The following is an 18,204-nucleotide window of genomic DNA, read 5'->3' on the forward strand; positions in this document are numbered from 1 at the left end:
GAAGCTCGCCGCCGCGGCAATATCGCCGCATCCGGCACATTGACTCTGTCTTCGCCGTAATCCTAGATGGCGGTGACGGTTTCCCCGAAAGGGGATGAAAAGGGAATGCGGTGCGGGGACGTTGCCCCCAATGCCGCAGCTGCCCCCGCAACTGTAAGCGGTGAATCCTTCGTCGAAAAGCCACTGGGTCCTCGGTCCCGGGAAGGCGACGAAGCGGTCACGACCCGCGAGCCAGGAGACCTGCCGTCAGCCGTGGTCACACGCGAAGATGTCGGTCGGGGAGTACAGACATTCGGCTTCATCGGAAGGCTGACAGCCTGATGGTGGGACCTTGGTTCGCGGTGACGTGCCACTGACGTCACACCGAGGTCCAGGACCGTGTCTTCCATCCGTATTGTACGACCACGCCGCCTTCTGCTGGCGTCCGCCGCTCTCACATCTTTCGCTACCATCGACATGACGGCTGCCCTGGCGCAGCAGGCCCGCGAGCCCCTGCCGCCCGTGGAGGTGTCGCCGCCGCAATCGCGCAAGCAGGCCAAACCCAATGGCCAAAGTGCAGAGAGCGCGCGCCGTAGGGCCGTGCGGCGACCCTCGACCGCGTCGACCGCGTCCAAGCCGGTCGTGCCGAATTCCGCAGCGCCAACGCCACTCAACAGCAACGCGGTCGCGGAGAGCGCTTCGCGCCTCGGCCTGACGGTGCGCGAGACGCCGGCAACCGTCGAGGTCATCCGCGCCGAGACCATCCGCGAGCAGGGCTACCGCACCGTCTCCGACGTCGCGCAAGGCGCGGTCGGGGTCACTGCCGGAGACAATCCGGCCGAGCCGTCCGCGTTCTCGATGCGCGGCTTCACCAACAGCCAGATCAACACGCTCTACAACGGCATCAAGATCGGTCCGCAGAACATGACCTCGCGGATCATGGACACGGCCAATCTCGAAGCCGTGGAAATCCTCAAAGGTCCGGCCTCGCTGATGTCGGGCGAGGGCGCCGCAGGCGGCGCCATCAATTTCGTGAGCAAGCAGCCGCGCACGGGGCAGATCCAGAACGAAGCAGACTTTTCGTTCGATTCCTTGAATTCCTTCCGTACGCATTACGGTTCCGGGGGTAGCACCAACGTGCAGGGTCTGGACTACCGTTTCGACGTCAGCCGGTCCTCGCTCAACGGCTTTGCCGACGACACCAATACCAAGACACTCGACGTCTCCGGCCAGCTCAATGACCGCATCTCCGACAGCCTCAAGGTCTGGGGGGCGATCGAGTATCGCGAGGACCGTTCAAAAGCCTATTGGGGCGCGCCGCTGGTGTCGGCGGCCTTCAGCGGTTCGCACGCGACGAGCGGCATCGTCTCCGGCAGCTATTTCAACAGAACCGACCTTGGGGCCGTCACCATCGATGACCGTACCTTCAATACGAACTACAATGTCCTCGACAATAGAAACGTTGCGCAGGAAGTGTGGCTGCGCGGCGGTTTCGAGCTGAAGCTGGCGCCCGACCTGACGCTGAAGAGCCAAGCCTACGGCTATGACGCCGAGCGCAGCTGGTTCAACAACGAGATCGAGGCGTTCAATTCCACAAACAACCAGGTCTATCGCGAGCGCTTCTATGTCGCGCACAGCCAGCGCCTCGTCGGCAACATCACTGATCTGGTCTGGGACGCCAACATCGCGGGTTTCGACAACCGCATGGTCACGACGCTGTCGTCGAGCTACCTCGACTTCGTCCGGCCGGGCGCGGCAAACTTCCCGAACGATTTTGTCTCGCTGGTCGATCCCGACCGCGGCCTCTACGGCTTACTCACGACGCAGCAGCAGACAGCGCGGATCGACAACGAGGCGCTGTCGTTCGAGGACCGGCTGAAGCTGACGCGGACCTTCTCGCTCATCGGCGGCCTGCGCGTCGAGCATATCGGGCTCGATCGCAACTCGACCGACGTCAACGGCCTGGAGAAGGCGAGCTTCCCGTTCACAAAGGACTGGGCGCCCGTCACCGGTCGCATCGGCTACACCTGGGAAGCCGTTCCCGGCCTGACCTTTTTCAGCCAGTACGCCACCGGTGCCGACATCTCGGCCAACAACATCTTCTTGCTCGCGCCGACCCAGAATCTGGATCTGACCACCGCGCGCACCTACGAGACCGGTGTCAAGCACGTGTTTTGGGACAACAGGGCGGAGTGGTCGTTCTCGGCCTACGACATCCTGCGCAAGAATGTCTATGCGGCGGCCGGCGGCATGACGCTCAACATCGCGGGGCGGCAGGAGTCCAAGGGCGTCGAGCTCGCCGGATCGATCCGCCCAATCGAGCCTTTGCGTCTCTGGGGCAACGTCGCCTATGTCGATGCGCGCTATGCCGATTATGATTTTGCCGGCGGCTCGTTCTCCGGCAACACGCCGCCGAATGTGCCGCGCGTCGTCGCCAATGCGGGCGCATCCTGGCGCTTCGCGACGCCGTGGCCCGTGGAGCTCGGCATCGTCGGCCGCCATGTCGGCGACCGCTACAACAGCGATGCCAACGCCGTGACCATGAATGCCTACACGGTCGGCGATCTCTACGCCTTCGTCGACGTCCCCAAGACGGTCTTCTTTGCCGTCGACCAGGCTCGCCTGGCCTTCCGGGTCCGCAACTTCACCGACAGGCGCTATGCGATCTGGGGTGACCCGTTCTATCCCGACCAGGTCCTGCTGGGCGCGCCGCGAACCTACGAAATCTCCGCGGCTTTCAAATGGTAGGGCGCTGACCGCATGATGGGCGCGATCGTGCTCTTGCACCGCTGGCTCGGGATCGCATTCTGCCTCCTGTTCGCGATGTGGTTCGCGAGCGGGATCGTGATGCACTTCGTTCCGTTTCCGTCGCTGACGGAAGCGGAGCGGTTTGCAGGCCTGGCGCCGGTCGAGCGCACAGGGCCGATCATGGCGATTGCCGACGCGGTGGCCGCCAGCGGGATCGCCGAGGCCACGCGCGTTCGCCTGATCCAGCGCAGCGACGGGCCGGTCTATGTCGTATCAGGGCCGTCGCATCTGCGCGCAGTCCGCGCATCCGATGGGGCCGATGCATCGGTGGAATCTGCGGACCTCGCGCTCGCTATCGCCAGGGATCACGCCCGCAGCCGCGGGCTCGATGCTGTTCACGCCGTGGTTGTCGCACGCGCCGATTACGATCAATGGAGCGTGCCGAACGGCCTTGACCGGCACCGGCCTCTGTTCCGCATCACGCTCGGCGATGCTGCCGGAACCGAAGTGTATGTCTCCTCGCGCGCGGGCGAGGTCGTGCTGGATACGACGCGCGGCGAGCGTGGCTGGAATCTTGTCGGCAGCGTGCTGCACTGGATCTATCCCACGGTGCTCCGCAGCAACTGGGCGCTGTGGGACCAGATGGTCTCGTCGATGTCGCTGATGGCCCTGATCGCGGCGATGTCCGGGGCGGTACTCGGAATTCTCAGGATCCGAATTCACAGGGACAGAACTCACGGGCGCCTGATCCCTTCGCCTTATCGCGGATGGCACGCCCTGCATCACGTCGTCGGTCTCCTATCGACCGTTTTCCTGTTGACCTGGATCTTCAGCGGCTGGCTCTCGATGGATCACGGCCGGCTGTTCTCGCGTGGGCACTTGACCGCAGCCGAAGTCGGCCTGGCGAACGCCGGGCCGGACTGGCGCGCGGCTCCAACGCTTGATCGGCAGCCGCTGTCGACTCCAGCCCGTGAAGTCGAATGGTTTGCTTTCAATGGCAGCGTCTATCGGCGCGACCGGATCGGACTTGGCAGGCAGAGCTTGATCAAACCGGGCGAGCCGGCCCGCTATCGACAGACGGCGTTCCTGGATGGGCGGGACGTTCTCAACCTGACGGAGCGCCTGGCGGCAGGCTGCGGCGTGCCCTCCGTTCTTGCCGACAACGACGACTATCCCGCTCGGTCCGCCGTCCCCGGAGCCCCGGTCTACCGTTCCCGCTGTGGCGGTCTCTGGTTCGACATTGACGGCGCCGACGGCAGTATCCTGCAACGGCTCGATGCCTCGCGACGGGCCTATCGCTGGGCCTACGGCGCGCTCCATACGTTCGACTTTCCCATTCTGATGGCGCATCCGCGCGTCCGCGATGTCCTGATCGTCGGGCTCTGCGCGCTCGGGCTGCTGTTCTCCGTCACCGGCATCGTGATCGGCTGGCGGCGCCTGCGCCTGTCGATCTGAGCCGCCCCTTGCGCATAGCTTCCGCGCTGGGCTGCGGAGTCATTGATCCCTTTCCGCCGGCCGCCTTTCAGTGTAGCTCTGCGCCCACCTAAGCGGCAGCCGTCAGTCGGGCCGCCGCAATCATGCAGGAGAGCCATGTACCCGAAAGTTCAGATGTTCATCGCCGGCGAGTGGACCGACGGCACTTCCGGCAAGTCGGAGGACGTCCTCAATCCCGCAACCGGACAGCCGATCGGCAAGACCCCGCACGCCTCGCGGGCGGACCTCGATCGCGCCCTGGAAGCCGCCAGGTCCGGCTTCGATATCTGGCGCAAGACCTCGCCTTTCGACCGCTACAAGCTGATGCGCAAGGCTGCGGACATCATCCGTTCGCGCGCCGCCGACATCGCGCCCGTCATGACCATGGAACAGGGCAAGCCGGTCGTGGAAGCGCAGGGCGAGACCATGCTGGCCGGCGACCTCATCGACTGGTTCTCCGAGGAAGCCCGCCGCGCCTATGGCCGCATCGTGCCGCCGCGGATGGGCAACGTCTCCCAGCTCGTGACCAAGGAGCCGGTCGGTCCGGTCGCCGCGTTCACGCCCTGGAATTTCCCGATCAACCAGGCGGTCCGCAAAATCTCGGCTGCTCTCGCCGCCGGCTGCTCGATCATCGTCAAGGGCCCGGAAGAAACGCCCGCCAGCTGCATGGAGCTGGTGCGCGCCTATGCCGATGCCGGCATTCCCCCCGGCGTCGTCCAGCTGGTGTTCGGCGTGCCCTCGGAAGTCTCGGAATATCTCATTCCGCATCCGATCATCCGCAAGATCAGCTTCACGGGCTCGACCGCGGTCGGCAAGCATCTGGCCGCGCTCGCGGGCCTGCACATGAAGCGTGTCACCATGGAACTCGGCGGCCATGCGCCGGCGATCGTGTTCGCGGACGCTGATCTCGACAACGCGGCGAAAATCCTGTCGACCAACAAGTTCCGCAACGCCGGCCAGGTCTGCGTTTCGCCGACGCGCTTCCTCGTGCACGAAAGCGTCTACCAACCCTTCGTCGACAAGTTCGTCGCCGCAGCCAGGGGCCTCAAGGTCGGCAACGGCCTCGACAAGGACACGCGAATGGGGCCGCTGGCCAATCCGCGCCGTGTCGATGCCATGGAAGGTCTGGTCTCCGACGCGGTTCAGCACGGTGCCAAGATCCAGGCCGGCGGCAAGCGTATCGGCAATGAAGGCTTCTTTTTCGAGCCGACCGTCATCACCGACGTGCCGCGCGAGGCCCGTATCATGAACGAGGAGCCCTTCGGACCTCTTGCCCCGATTACATCCTTCCGCAGCTATGACGAAGTCGTGGCCGAGGCGAACCGTCTGCCTTATGGCCTGGCGGCCTATGCCTACACCACCTCGACCAAGACGATGCAGGCGATCGGCGCCGACATCGAGAGCGGCATGGTCTCGATCAACCATCATGGCCTCGCGCTGCCCGAGGTGCCGTTCGGCGGCATCAAGGATTCCGGCTACGGATCGGAAGGCGGCCTCGAGGCGATCGAAGGTTATCTCAACACCAAGTTCGTGACCCAGGCGAGCGCGTAAAGCCCGCACCACGTTCATTGCAAGGCGCGTCACGGCATGCCGTGGCGCGCTTTGTTATGTCGCGGTCACGGCACGTGCGGACAGGGTGACGACGCACATCATCGCGGCCAGCATCCAGAACGCCATTGGCAGGCCCACGGCGTGGGCGACAAAGCCGATGCCGGCAGGACCAACCAGAACACCAGCATAGCCGGCGGTCGTGATCGACGCCACCGCAAGCCCCGTAGGCATTGCGGTCTGCCTGGCGGCGCGCCGGAACAGCACCGGCACGAGATTCGAGGCGCCGAGACCGATGAGCAGAAAGCCGGCGATGGCGATCCCCGCGCCCGGTGCCAGCAGCAGCACCGCAAGCCCCGCGACCGCGAGCAGGCTTCCACCGACCAGCGTTGCACGGTCGCCGACACGCGCGACGACGACGTCGCCACCAAGCCGGCCTGATGTCATCGCGATCGAGAACACGATGTAGCCGATCCCGCCTTGCGCCGCGCTGACGAGGCCCTCGCCGATGACGAGCAGCGCGCCCCAGTCGAGCATCGCGCCTTCGATCAGGAAGGTGATGGCCGCCAGCAGCGCCAGCAGCAGCACGATGCCATGCGGCAGCACGAACAAAGGTCCGTCCGGCGCTTGTGACGAGCGTCGCAGCAGGCGCGGCCAGGCGAGCGCCATCGCGATCAGCATCAGGACGGAGCACATTAAAGTGCATGCGAGCGGGCCAAAATGGAACGACAGCAGCGCCGTCATCACCGCCGAGCCGGCAAACCCGCCGATGCTGAAGAGGGCGTGAAAGCCCGACATCAACGGTACCCCTGCCGCACGCTCGACCTCGACGGCATGGATGTTCATGGCGACATCGATGGAGCCGAGCGCCGCTCCGAATGCGAGCAGGGCAAGCGCCAATGTCACGGGCGTGCCGGCGACGACCAGAAGGGGCAAGACCAAAGCGAGGCCGATCCCGCCCGCGATGACGATCGGCTTGGTGCCGTGACGGGCGCTCAAGAGGCCGGTGGCGAGCATCGCGACGACCGAGCCGATGCCGAGGCTGAGCAGCAGCAGCCCGAGGAGGGCGTCATCGACGGCGAGCCGCTCCTTCGCGAACGGCACCAGCGGCGCCCAGCATGCGAGGCCGAAGCCGGCGACCAGGAACGAGAGGCGCGTTGCGAGCCGCGTCGCCGGCCGGTCGGCTGATGTCATCAACGAAACTCCGGGAGGGAAACGCGCGCGATTGCGGCGCAAGCGGGTGCTTAGATCATCAACCAAGAACGAGCGCCAGAGTTCCGCCCGTGGCACGCGTTGACGAATTGTATCGTTGCATGTCAGCCAAAATCTCTTCCGGTCCCGTCCGGGTGGCGGGCGTGCGGGGCGGGCAGCTTGGCGGGTTAGGAGTTGTGAGGAGTTGCAAGCATCCTCTAAAGCCTGATGGCATTAAGTTCGATAGCCTGAGTTTTTGAGGTAGTTGGCACATTCCTCGGAGGTGAACGCGTCGAGGGCGTGGCCGATTGCGGCGCAGACTGCGTCGACGGTTCGCGCGGCGGCTTTGCGGAGCAGATGCTTGAGCTTGGCAAAGACCTGTTCGATCGGGTTCAGGTCGGGCGAGTATTTTGGCAGGAAAAACAGCTTGGCACCGACCGAACGGATGAGCTGGCGAACTGCCTTGCTCCTGTGGCTGCCGAGGTTATCCAGGATGACGATATCGCCGGGTCGAAGGACGGGCAGAAGAACCTTCTCGACATAGATGCGAAAGCTCACGCCGTCGATCGGCCCCTCGATGAACCATGGCGCCTCGATCCGGTCATGGCGCAGGGCCGCCAGGAAGGTCATGGTCTTCCAGCGGCCGTGGGGAACCTTGGTGTGTAGTCTGTGCCCGCGCGGCGCCCATCCCCGCAAGGGTGCCATATCGGTCCTGGTCCAGGTCTCGTCGATGAAGACCAGCCGCTCAGCTTCGACGCGATCTTGATACTTTGTCCACTGGGCTCGCCGCCGCGCGACCTCAGGTCGATCGCGCTCGCCAGCCGCCACGCTTTTTTTTGAAGCTGAGCTTCTCGGCATGTACGAAGTCCCACACCGAGTGGTAGTCGACCTTCAGGCCACGTCCGGCAAGCTCGGCAACGAGACCGCGTATGGTGAAATCGCCATCCTTGATCCGTTGTGACAGCCAGACCGCGTGCTTGCCCGAAATTGCCTTCGGCTTGTAGCCGCCGATCTGGCTAGGCTCAACGCTGCCGGTCTTCTCGACCCGCTGCATCCAGCCGATGGCCGTGCTGATCGCCACCCCAAACTGCTTGGCGGCTCGATTGCGCGACATCCCGCCCTCGATCGCGGCTACGACACGTTTACGGAGATCCAGAGAGTAAGGCTTGCCCATCCATGCTGGCCTCCTATCCAGCCAGCATGGTGAATCAGAAACAAACTGGTTTGGGAATCCCAAATCGATTCAGACTAAAGCCATCCCGCTTTAAAAAGGAGCACAACTTGTGACTTGCTCTGGGCCGCGACGCCGGCGCTATCTTCCAGGGCGCGGACGCCATCGGGCGACCGAACAAGCAAGGAGAACGACATGATCCGCAAGGCAAAAGCAGTTTGGCAGGGCACTGGCCGCGATGGCACCGGCCATCTGTCGAGTGAATCCGGCGTGCTCGCCGAGACGCCATATTCGTTCAAGACGCGCTTTGAGAACGAGAAGGGCACCAATCCCGAGGAATTGATCGCAGCAGCGCATGCCGGTTGCTTTACGATGGCGCTGGCCTTCGGTCTGCAACTCGCGGGCTTCACGCCGACCGAGCTATCCACCGAGGCCGCGGTCACTCTCGATCCCGAAGGAAAGGGATTCAAGATCAGCAAGTCGGCGCTGACCTTGCGCGCCAAGGTGCCGAACCTCGACGACGCCGGTTTCGCTCGCATTGCCGGCGAAGCCGAGAAGAACTGTCCGGTGTCGAAAGTGCTGAACGCCACAATCACGCTCGATGCCAAGCTGATCTGAGCGAACGCTGCGAACCGTTACCAGGACTTATTGCTCAGGACTTGCCAGCATCGACCCGATGAAGGCAAAGTCCTGGGCGATACGCGGAGCAAAAGGAACCCATCACATGACGACAGAACGCGCAGTTTTGGCCGGAGGCTGCTTCTGGGGCATGCAGGATCTCATCCGCAAACAGACCGGCGTTGTCTCGACGCGCGTCGGCTATACCGGCGGCCGGGTGAAGAACGCCACCTATCGCAATCATGAAGGTCATGCCGAAGCGATCGAGATCATGTTCGATCCGGCGAAGACCAGCTTCCGGACCATGCTGGAATTCTTCTTCCAGATCCACGATCCCACCACGATCAACCGTCAGGGCAATGATCTCGGGACGAGCTACCGCTCCGCGATCTTCTACACGTCGGACGAGCAGAAGCGCACCGCCGAAGATACCATTGCCGATGTCGACGCGTCGGGTCTATGGCCCGGCAAGGTGGTGACGGAAGTCGCGCCAGCCGGCGAGTTCTGGGAGGCCGAACCCGAGCATCAGGATTATCTCGAGCGCTATCCCGACGGATACACCTGTCATTTCATCCGGCCCGACTGGAAGCTGCCGCGACGCGCGACCGTTGCGGGAGGCTAGGGACCAGCCGGACGTCGGAGTTCGATGATTCTGAAGACGAGGGAGGGACGCAATATGCTCAAAGGCATCAATCCGCTGCTCAATGCCGACGTGCTCTACGCCTTGCGCGCGATGGGGCATGGCGATCGCCTGGTGGTATGCGATACCAATTTTCCCGCTGACTCGATCGCGCGCCAGACCGTGTTCGGCGAATTGCTTCGTATCGACAATGTCAGCACTGCGAAGGCCATCGAGGCCATTCTTTCGGTGATGCCGCTCGATACGTTCGTCGAGGATGCCGCGATTCGAATGGAAATCGTCGGCCAGCCTCAGGAGGTGCCGCCGGTGCAACGCGAGGTGCAGTCCGCGATCGACCGCGCCGAGGGACGCTCCTGGCCGCTGGTCGGGGTCGAGCGCCATGCCTTCTATGAGAAGGCCAAAGCGGCGTATTGCGTGATCGCCACCGGTGAGCGCCGCTTCTACGGCTGCTTCCTGTTCTCCAAGGGTGTCATCGCGCCGGACGCAGAGTGACCTTCATCTCGCGGATCGGCGAACTTAAACCAGGGCCGCAGCGCCGGGTGTTCGCTCGGTCGTTTCCGCGTAGTTGCGATCGACGACCCGCAGCGTCTGCAGAATCATGCCGTCGACGATCGCCGCCGACTTGCTTGGACGGACATATATCGCGGTGGATTTGAGCAGCCACGGCAACACCGCCTCCTTGAGCCGCTCTTCGTAGGCGCTGCGCATCATGTCGAAGGCCTGCAAGCCGGGACCGGCCAGGACGACGTGATGCGGTCGCAGCACCGATATCGTTGCGGCGACGGCCTCGGCGAGCGCGTTGCCGGCCTGCCGGAATAACTGCTCGAGGTGGGGATCGCCGTTCCTCGCCCTGTCTCGCAGCAGGGCCATCTGTGCCTCCGATGGCTGTTGCGAGATCGCGGGCGGCAGGTCGATAAAGGTACGAGCGTCACGGTAGAGCGCGTAGTCGGCGAGATGAGCCTCGATGCAGCCCCGCTGACCGCACCGGCATTGCGGCCCGTTCGGCGCCAATTTGACATGGCCGATCTCGCTGCTGGCGCCGACGCCCCAACGTGCTTCACCGTCGACGACCACGCCCATCCCGACGCCGTGGCCGACCATGATCGTTGCCGCCACGCCCTCCGCCAGTATCGGTTCGACCGCCGCGAGAGCCAGCGCAACCGGGACGGCGTCGTTTGCCGTCACGACATCGGCCTTGAACAGCTTGCGGATCGGCGTCGCCAGATCGACGTCGGTGACCGACAGCGCGGGACTCCATAGCTGGCGGCCCGTGTCGGCATTGACGATGCCCTGCAGCGCAATTCCGATTCCCAGCAATCTATTCCGCGGGGTGTCCGTCGCGCCCAGCATGGCATCGATCTGCGCGATCACGATCTCGCAGAGAGCATCTGCGCCGAGTGCGCGGGTCTCGAGTGCGAGCCGCGATTGTGCCAGGCCAGAGCCACTGAAATCCGCAATCAGGGTCTCAATCAAGTTCATGCGCAGCGAGACCGCGATGATACGGCCGAACTCCGGATTCAGCGTCAGCTGTATTGCCGGTCGGCCGCGACGACGACCATTCAGGCCGTCCGGGTCGTCCTCGTTGGCATCATCCGACGCGGACATCGCCGCATCCGTTTCGGACAGCAGATCCTCCGCCAACATTCGCGATGTCATGGCTGAAATGGCCGGGAAGCTCAGCCCCGTATTTCGTGCAAGCTCCACGCGCGGCATCGGCCCCTGACGCCGCAAGGCTTCGATGAGGCGGCCGCGATTCGATACGCGGGAAAGACTCGAGGCCCGCGCCGGCTTTGGCTCATCGTCCATTTGTCATCCTTTTAATTCATCTATTGAAATTATCTCGCGTATTCGACTTTCGGTGCACGCAGTGCGATGCCGTCGTCGCACGGAAGGCAGGCCTCATTTTACCGCGATGACCCTTGCTGCGGGAAGCTGTCATGAAAATCACGCTTGACGAGCCGATTTCTGCTTCTTAATTTATTCACGCTAAAAATAAAATAAAGGCGCAACAAGCGCCGGACGTCAACCCCGGATATCGGCATGACGAAAGGGAGGTGCATATGAACAGTTCACTGAAGAAATGGATTCTGCCGTTCTGCGCGAGCGCAGCTGTGCTCGCGATGACCGCCAGCGTGACCCAGGCCCAGCAGAAAAAAACCATCGCGCTGGTGACCAATGCCGCGGCCGATTTCTGGACGATCGCCGGCCGGGGGCTCGAGAAGGCTCAGAAGGAGCATCCGGAATACGATATCCAGTTGATCGTCACCAACGATGCGACCGCGGCGGGCCAGCGGCGTGAACTGGACGACCTGCTGGTGCGCGGCGTCGCCGGCATCTCCATCTCGGTCGACGATGCACCGCACGCAACCGAAGAACTCAACAAGGTCGCGTCTCAGACCATATTGATCACCACGGACAGCGACGCGCCGCAAAGCAAGCGTCTTGCCTATATCGGCACCGACAACGTTGCGGCCGGGCGCCAGGCAGGCGAGGAGATCAAAAAGGCGCTCCCGAACGGCGGCAAGATCGCGTTGTTCGTCGGAACCATGGACGCCGACAACGCCCGCGAGCGGGTGCAGGGCATCAAGGATGCGATCGCCGGCACGAAGGTCGAATTGGTCGACGTGTTTACCGACCAGGTGGACTCCGCCAAGGCCAAGGCGAACATGGAGAACGTGCTGGTCAAATATCCCGATATTGCGCTGCTGTCCGGGCTGTGGAGTTACGAAACGCCGCTGATCTACGACGCGGTCAAGGCGGCCGGGAAAGCCGGGAAGGTCAAGATCGTTGGCTTCGACGAGGACCAGCGCACGCTGCGGGGAATCTCCGACGGCACCATCGAATCGACGGTCGTGCAGCAGCCGTACGAATTCGGGTATCTCTCCGCCACCAACATCATCAAGACGTTGAACGGCGACAAGTCCTGGATTCCGGCGGATAGCAAGCTGATCGTCCCGACCAAGGTGATCAACAAGTCCAACGTCGCGGAGTTCTCCGCACAGATGAAGGAATTGCTCAAGAAGTGAGTGCTTCGACATCCGGCGGTCAATGGCCGCCGGATGTCGTGCCGGAGGAAACGCCGGATGGCGGAGATGCTGCTGGAGCTTGCCGGGATCGGCAAAACCTATCCCGGCGTCAGGGCCCTCGACGATGTCAGCCTCTCGGTGCGCCGTGGCGAGGTGTTGGGCCTGATCGGCGAGAATGGCGCCGGCAAGTCCACGCTGATGCGCGTGTTGGGTGGTGTGATCGCTCCGACCCAGGGCGTGATCCGCGTCGGCGGCGTCGAGTACGGTCAAATGACCGTGCGCGAGGCGACGCGGGCCGGCATCGCTTTCGTGCATCAGGAACTCAATCTGTTCGAGAATCTCGATGTCGCAGCCAATGTGTTCATAGGCCGCGAGAAGCTCATGGGCAGCCGGCTGAAGCTGGTGAACAACGCACAGATGCGGGCCAGCGTTGCCCCGCTGCTGGCGCGACTCGGCGCCGATTTCGCGCCCGATACGCTGGTCGACAATCTGTCGATCGCGCAGCGGCAGATGGTAGAGATCGCGAAGGCGCTCTCGATCGACGCGCGCGTGATCATCATGGACGAGCCGACCTCCAGCCTGACGATTTCGGAGACCGAGCGGCTGCTGGAGGTGATTGCCGATCTGAAGGCGCACGGCATCTCGGTCATCTACATCTCTCACCGGCTGGGTGAGATCATGACCTGCGCCGACCGCGTCGTGGTGCTGCGCGACGGACGCACCGTGGGAGAGTTGGCGCGAAACGAACTCAGCCATGCCGCGATGATCCGGCTGATGATCGGCCGTGATCTGAAGTCGCTGTACACGCCGCCGAAGCGGGCGCCGGAAGCGGGCGGCTGTGATATCGCCAATCTTGTGACCGCCGCTTTTCCCGACAGGCAGATCAGCTTGTCCGTGCGTCGGGGCGAGATCCTCGGTCTCGCCGGGCTTGTGGGTGCCGGCCGCACCTCGCTTGCTCGCGCCGCTTTCGGCATCGACGCGATATTGGGCGGCGAGATCAGGATCGACAATGCGCGGGTCAATGTGGCCTCCCCGCGAGATGCGATCAGGCACGGGATCTATCTGGTGCCGGAGGACCGCAAGAAGTGCGGGCTCGTGCTGGAGCTGCCGATTCGCGAAAACATGACGTTGGCGAACTTGTCGAATTACGCGCGCATGTGGCTGATCGATGGAGCTGCCGAACGCAAGGTCGCGAAAGAACAGGCCAAAAGCCTGTCCATCAAGGCGCCGAGCGTCGACATCGAGGCGGTAACGCTCTCCGGCGGCAATCAGCAAAAGGTCGTGCTGGGCAAGTGGCTCTCGATGAAGCCGCGCGTGATGTTCTTCGACGAGCCGACCCGTGGCATCGACGTTGGTGCCAAGAGCGAGATTTACGCCTTGATGCGCGACCTTGCCGATCGAGGCGTCGCGATTGTGATGATTTCGTCCGACATGGAAGAGGTCATCGGCGTTTCCGATCGGGTGGCGGTGATGCACGAAGGGGGTATCAGCGGCGTGCTGGAGCGAGATCAGTTTAGCGAATACAACGTGTTGCGGCTAGCGATAGGGCAGACGCTGGAAATCACGGAAGGTGCCGCGACATGAAGAAGGAACTCTGGCTCTTCCTGCTGCTGGCGGTGATCTCCGTGATCACGGGCATGATCAATCCGGCCTTCCTGTCGCTTGTGAACCTGTTGAATTTGGCCAATCTGATCGGCCTGTTTGGCGTGTTTGCGCTCGGCGAGGGGCTTGTCATCATCACCGGTGGCATTGACCTTTCACTCGGCTCGATGTTCGCGCTCCTCGGCGTCGTTTTCGTCGATCTTCTGACGACGTACCAGGTTCCCTGGCCCTTGGCGTTGCTGGCCGTATTGCTGGGCGGACTGGTGCTGGGGGCTATCCAGGGGGTCCTGATCACACGGTTGAAAATGCAGCCCTTCATCGTGACCTTGTGCGGGTTGCTGATCTACCGCGGGGCCGCGCGCTACTACACGACCGACTCCACGCGAGGCTTCGGCTACGGTGACGAAGCCGCGACCCTGAGCAACATTGCTTCCGGCAATCTTGGGGGCATCCCGAATACCTTCATCCTCCTGATCATCCTTGCGCTGGTCCTTGGGGTGCTGCTGCACCGCTCGGTGTACGGACGCTGGCTCTACGCCGTCGGCAAGAATGAGGAGGCGGCGCGCTTCTCGGGCATCAACACGGATTTCGTGATTGCGACCGCCTATATCATCAGCGGTGGTCTGGCCGGTATCTCGACCGTGATGTTCGTGTTCTACACCAACTCGGTCTCGCCGAGTTCCTTTGGCAATTTCTACGAACTCTATGCGATCGCCGCTGCCGTCCTGGGTGGCTGCAGCCTGCGCGGCGGCGAGGGCTCCATTCTCGGAATCGTGCTGGGGACGGCGTTGCTGCAGGTTCTGCAGAATCTCGTCAATATCCTCGGCATTCCCAACTCGCTGAACTTCGCGGTCATGGGGTCGGTCATTCTGGTCGGTGTGCTGGCAGATCGGCAATTGCAGAATCGGCGACAGCGCAAAATGGCGCTCGCCAGCCTGGCGCGGACGCCATCGAAAACGACGGTTTTGCAGGGAGAGCCGAGCGCGCCACGCGGGTAGCTTGATCGCACTCGGGCTACTTGGGCTATTAGCGCTCGCCGATCTCACCGGCTTGGCGCGGCGATCCCCTCAGACCCAGCCGCCATCGACGACATAGTGCTGGGCTGTGCAAGCGGAGGCCTCATCGGACGCGAGGAAGACGGTGAATCTGGCGACCTCGTCCGGCACCAGCCGGCGCTTCAGACACTGTCGCTGCTGCAGCTCGATCTCGCCTGCCGGCGTCATCCATTTCTCGAGTTGGCGCTCCGTCATGATCCAGCCCGGCGCGATCGCGTTGACGCGGATATTGTAGGGGCCGTAATCGCGCGCCAGCGAGCGCGTCAAGCCGATCACCCCTGATTTGCTGGCGGTATAGGCGGCCATGCCGCCCTGTCCGGCCATCCACGACACCGATCCGAAATTGATGATGGCGCCGGCGTTCGCGGCTTTCATGTCCGGCAGCACGGCTTGCGATGCAAAGAACTGGTGCTTCAGATTGACTGCGACCCGGTCGTCCCAATATTCCGGCGTCATCTCCTCGGTGTTGTGCCGTTCGTCATGCGCCGCGTTGTTGATGAGGATGTTGATCGCGCCGTGCGCCTCGCGAGCTTTCACCACGCCGGCGCGCAATGCGGGGATGTCGGTCAGGTCGACCTGCTGGAAATGCGCAGCCAGTCCCCGGTCTGACAGTTCCCGCGACAGGCGGTGGCCCTCGTTGGTGTTGATGTCGAAGAACACGACCTTGGATTTCTGCTCGGCGAAGCGTCGAACGATTGCAGCACCAATTCCCGCGGCGCCCCCGGTGACGAGCACGACCTTGTCGGCGAGGTCGGAATAGATCGCAGCCATGGGCACCTCTTCGTTTGTCAAGGGCGGCGCGACAGCTGCCCGATTCTTTTCGGGACCTTAGTCGTTCCTTCCGCGAGGTGCTAGGTCCTGCAGCGGCCTGGCTCATGCCGCAAATCGACGCGCGGCACGCGCCGAAGTCAAACTTCAATCAAAGGAACGAGAACACGGCTCAGAACCGCTTCGCCATCTCGGCGAGGCGGCGGTGGGCGGAATCGCGGGCCGCGCGGATCGCTTCGGCCGGACCCGCGGTCGGTCCGATCGGCACGAAGCGCACGTCACTGACGCCGATGAAGCGGAGCGCTTCGCGCAAATAGGGCGTTGCCATGTCGATGCGGCCGCGGTTCATGCCGGTGGCGAAGTCACTGCCGGAGGCGAGAATGACGATCGTCGGCCGGTCCTTCAGCAGCGGAAGATAGCCTTGCGCCGGGTCGAAACGAAACGTCAGGCCGGGCTGGATGACGACGTCAAACCATTGCTTCAGCTTGTAGGGGATGCCGAAATTCCACATCGGCGTCGAGATCAGCACGCGCTCTGCCAGCGCAAAGCGCAGTGCCATCCGCTCGGCCTCGGCAAAACCATCCCGCTGCGCGTCATTGAAGGCTTCGCCCTTCATGCGCGCGTATTTGGCCTGAACGATGGGACCGACAAATTCCGGCATGCGCTCGCGCCAGAGATCGACGACGTCGATGTCCCAATCGGGGCGGGCTTGGCAGAAGCCGTCGAGGAATATCCGCGCGCCGGCGCTCGACTCGGAATCGGCACGTGGCGAGCAGGAGAGGTGCAACAGCTTCGCCACCGCTCATCCCAGCGCTCTGATGACGGCATCCGCGCGGGTCACCACGGCCACGTTTTGCATGGCAAAGTTGATCGAGGCGGAGTGCCAGTCGGCATTCATGGTCGAGCAGCAGTCCTCCGGCACGATCATGAAATAACCCTTGTCGGCGCCGGTGCGCGCCGTGTGCTCCACCGACATGTTGGTCCAGGCGCCGGTATTGATGATCATGTCGCGGCCGGTGGCTTTCAGGATGGTCTCCAGCCGCGTGCCTTCCCAGGCGCTCATCCGCATCTTCTCGACCACGAAATCGCCGGGACGCGGCTCGAGGCCAGAAACCGGCGCCGCGCCCCAGCTTCCGCGCACCATGGCCTTGCTGTCGACGAGCCCTTCGAACAACGGCGCGTTCAGCGTCACGCCGGGCGCGCCGGGCTCGACCACGAACCAGACGTGGATGATGGTCACGCCGCGGGCTCGCGCAGTTTCCGCAAGGCGGCGGACGTTTTCGATCACGTGCTGCTGCTTGGCATGGCCCGGCGCGCCCGAGTCGGCGAACGCGCCGCCATCCATGATGACGTCGTTCTGCAAATCCTGGATGATCATGGCGCAGCGTTGCGGATCGAGCCGCAGCTCGCCGTCGGCAAGGAGGGGAACCGCAGCCGCGGGGCCTGCGCTCGTGGTTCCTCCGTGACTGCGCCTGCCGCTCATATAGGGCTCATGGCGTGGGCCGGTTTTTGTCGGGATGGCATAGACCGAATGCGTCGAGGTCAGATAGAGCGTACGGAAATCCGGGCCGCCCCAGGCGAGGTTGGCAACGAGTTCGGGGACGCGGACTTTTCCGAGCAGCTCGCCGTGCGGCGAGTAGACCCAGACGCCACCGGGGGCGGTGACCCAGACATTGCCGTGCTGGTCGCATTTCATTCCGTCGGGCAGGCCGGGCTCCAGCTCCGACCGGATGCCGCTCGCGAACACCCGCGGATTCAACAGCGTGCCATCGGTGTTGACGTCGAACACGCGGACCATCGCCTGAACGGTGTCGTTGACATAAAGCAGGCGTTCGTCCGGTGAGAAGCACAGCCCGTTGGGCTGGTCGAACAGGTTGCGCTCGACCACGAGCCTCGGTTCGCTGCCGGGTACCACGCGATAGACGCCCTGGAACCCGAGCTGGCGCGGCCGCTCGACGCCATAGACCGGCATGCGCCCGTACCAGGGATCGGAGAAATAGATTGCGCCGGAGGAGTGCACGCAGACGTCGTTGGGGCTGTTGAGCTCCTGTCCGCCAAAGTGCGAGGCCAGCACCTCTCGGCGTCCGTCCGGCCGCTCGCGGATCAGCGACGAGGTCGCGTGCTCGCAGACGATCAGGTTGAGCTCGGCATCGTAGGTCATGCCGTTGCACTTGTTGGAGGGGCGCTTGACCTCGGCGACGCCCCGCCGCGCATCCCAGCGCCGACGCACGTCGCCGGGCATATCCGAGAACAGCAGATAGTGATCGACCGGATGCCAGATCGGGCCTTCCGTGAAATCAAAGCCCGTTCCGACCTGCGCGACCGGCGCGTAGGGGTCGATCAGCGTTTCGAATTCGGAGCGCAAGGTGACATGGGTCATCGGTC

General features: G+C 63.5%; 15 protein-coding genes and 1 riboswitch. Of the genes, 9 read left to right on the plus strand and 6 right to left on the minus strand.

What is annotated here, in order from left to right; all coding sequences use genetic code 11:
- Nucleotides 1–59: 59 nt before the first annotated feature.
- A riboswitch (cobalamin riboswitch) is annotated at nt 60–262 on the plus strand.
- A gap of 116 nt (nt 263–378) precedes the next feature.
- The 3 genes from ACVW16_RS30855 to ACVW16_RS30865 all read left to right on the plus strand — a co-directional run bounded on the left by ACVW16_RS30855 (nt 379) and on the right by ACVW16_RS30865 (nt 5,751).
- The gene (locus ACVW16_RS30855) at nt 379–2,727 is read left to right on the plus strand and encodes a TonB-dependent receptor domain-containing protein (RefSeq protein WP_456734641.1); all 2,349 of its coding nucleotides are present in this window, start codon (nt 379–381) and stop codon (nt 2,725–2,727) included.
- A gap of 12 nt (nt 2,728–2,739) precedes the next feature.
- Nucleotides 2,740–4,182 carry a PepSY domain-containing protein gene (locus tag ACVW16_RS30860; RefSeq protein ID WP_456734642.1) on the plus strand — a complete coding sequence of 481 codons (1,443 nt, stop codon included), beginning with the start codon at nt 2,740–2,742 and terminating at the stop codon, nt 4,180–4,182.
- A 135-nt stretch (nt 4,183–4,317) separates the two neighbouring features.
- Nucleotides 4,318–5,751, plus strand: a complete 1,434-nt coding sequence (locus ACVW16_RS30865) for an NAD-dependent succinate-semialdehyde dehydrogenase (RefSeq protein ID WP_456702760.1) — start codon at nt 4,318–4,320, stop codon at nt 5,749–5,751.
- Nucleotides 5,752–5,805: 54 nt separating this feature from the next.
- Here ACVW16_RS30865 and ACVW16_RS30870 read toward each other — a convergent pair whose 3' ends face one another.
- Both ACVW16_RS30870 and ACVW16_RS30875 read right to left on the minus strand, forming a co-directional pair.
- Nucleotides 5,806–6,942, minus strand: a complete 1,137-nt coding sequence (locus ACVW16_RS30870) for an MFS transporter (protein WP_456734643.1) — start codon at nt 6,940–6,942, stop codon at nt 5,806–5,808.
- A gap of 231 nt (nt 6,943–7,173) precedes the next feature.
- Nucleotides 7,174–8,113, minus strand: a protein-coding gene (locus ACVW16_RS30875) for an IS630 family transposase (protein WP_456704075.1) whose coding sequence is annotated in 2 segments (ribosomal slippage) — nt 7,174–7,776 and nt 7,778–8,113 — 939 coding nt in all. Because the reading frame shifts where the segments join, the coding sequence is not laid out codon by codon here.
- 192 nt (nt 8,114–8,305) lie between these two features.
- On the opposite strand from ACVW16_RS30875, the gene ACVW16_RS30880 reads away from it, so the two are divergent.
- The 3 genes from ACVW16_RS30880 to ACVW16_RS30890 all read left to right on the plus strand — a co-directional run bounded on the left by ACVW16_RS30880 (nt 8,306) and on the right by ACVW16_RS30890 (nt 9,860).
- On the plus strand, nt 8,306–8,728 hold the full coding sequence (locus tag ACVW16_RS30880; protein ID WP_092226615.1) for an OsmC family protein: 423 nt from the start codon (nt 8,306–8,308) through the stop codon (nt 8,726–8,728).
- 106 nt (nt 8,729–8,834) lie between these two features.
- The gene (gene msrA, locus ACVW16_RS30885) at nt 8,835–9,350 is read left to right on the plus strand and encodes a peptide-methionine (S)-S-oxide reductase MsrA (RefSeq protein ID WP_456702762.1); all 516 of its coding nucleotides are present in this window, start codon (nt 8,835–8,837) and stop codon (nt 9,348–9,350) included.
- A gap of 54 nt (nt 9,351–9,404) precedes the next feature.
- Nucleotides 9,405–9,860, plus strand: coding sequence for an RbsD/FucU family protein (locus tag ACVW16_RS30890; RefSeq protein ID WP_456702763.1), 456 nt, complete (start codon nt 9,405–9,407; stop codon nt 9,858–9,860).
- Between the two features lie 24 nt (nt 9,861–9,884).
- Here the strand turns inward: ACVW16_RS30890 and ACVW16_RS30895 are convergent, their stop codons facing one another.
- Complete coding sequence (locus ACVW16_RS30895; protein WP_456734644.1) at nt 9,885–11,174, minus strand: ROK family protein; 1,290 nt, start codon at nt 11,172–11,174, stop codon at nt 9,885–9,887.
- 254 nt (nt 11,175–11,428) lie between these two features.
- On the opposite strand from ACVW16_RS30895, the gene ACVW16_RS30900 reads away from it, so the two are divergent.
- Genes ACVW16_RS30900 through ACVW16_RS30910 form a run of 3 tightly spaced genes read left to right on the plus strand, consistent with a single transcriptional unit; the run spans nt 11,429 to nt 14,994 of the window.
- On the plus strand, nt 11,429–12,394 hold the full coding sequence (locus tag ACVW16_RS30900) for a sugar-binding protein (protein ID WP_456702765.1): 966 nt from the start codon (nt 11,429–11,431) through the stop codon (nt 12,392–12,394).
- A 57-nt stretch (nt 12,395–12,451) separates the two neighbouring features.
- Nucleotides 12,452–13,978 carry a sugar ABC transporter ATP-binding protein gene (locus ACVW16_RS30905; protein WP_456734645.1) on the plus strand — a complete coding sequence of 509 codons (1,527 nt, stop codon included), beginning with the start codon at nt 12,452–12,454 and terminating at the stop codon, nt 13,976–13,978.
- Complete coding sequence (locus tag ACVW16_RS30910; protein ID WP_456734646.1) at nt 13,975–14,994, plus strand: ABC transporter permease; 1,020 nt, start codon at nt 13,975–13,977, stop codon at nt 14,992–14,994. The genes ACVW16_RS30905 and ACVW16_RS30910 overlap by 4 nt, the downstream gene beginning before the upstream one ends.
- A 69-nt stretch (nt 14,995–15,063) precedes the next feature.
- Here ACVW16_RS30910 and ACVW16_RS30915 read toward each other — a convergent pair whose 3' ends face one another.
- The 3 genes from ACVW16_RS30915 to ACVW16_RS30925 form a co-directional block, all read right to left on the minus strand.
- Nucleotides 15,064–15,822: an SDR family NAD(P)-dependent oxidoreductase gene (locus tag ACVW16_RS30915; RefSeq protein WP_456734647.1), complete on the minus strand. Its 759-nt coding sequence runs from the start codon at nt 15,820–15,822 to the stop codon at nt 15,064–15,066.
- 169 nt (nt 15,823–15,991) lie between these two features.
- Nucleotides 15,992–16,618 (minus strand): FMN-dependent NADH-azoreductase, encoded by a 627-nt coding sequence (locus ACVW16_RS30920; RefSeq protein WP_456702769.1) that lies wholly within the window; start codon nt 16,616–16,618, stop codon nt 15,992–15,994.
- Nucleotides 16,619–16,621: 3 nt separating this feature from the next.
- Complete coding sequence (locus ACVW16_RS30925) at nt 16,622–18,199, minus strand: isochorismatase family protein (RefSeq protein WP_456734648.1); 1,578 nt, start codon at nt 18,197–18,199, stop codon at nt 16,622–16,624.
- Nucleotides 18,200–18,204: the final 5 nt, after the last annotated feature.

Source organism: Bradyrhizobium sp. USDA 4474 (assembly GCF_054057515.1).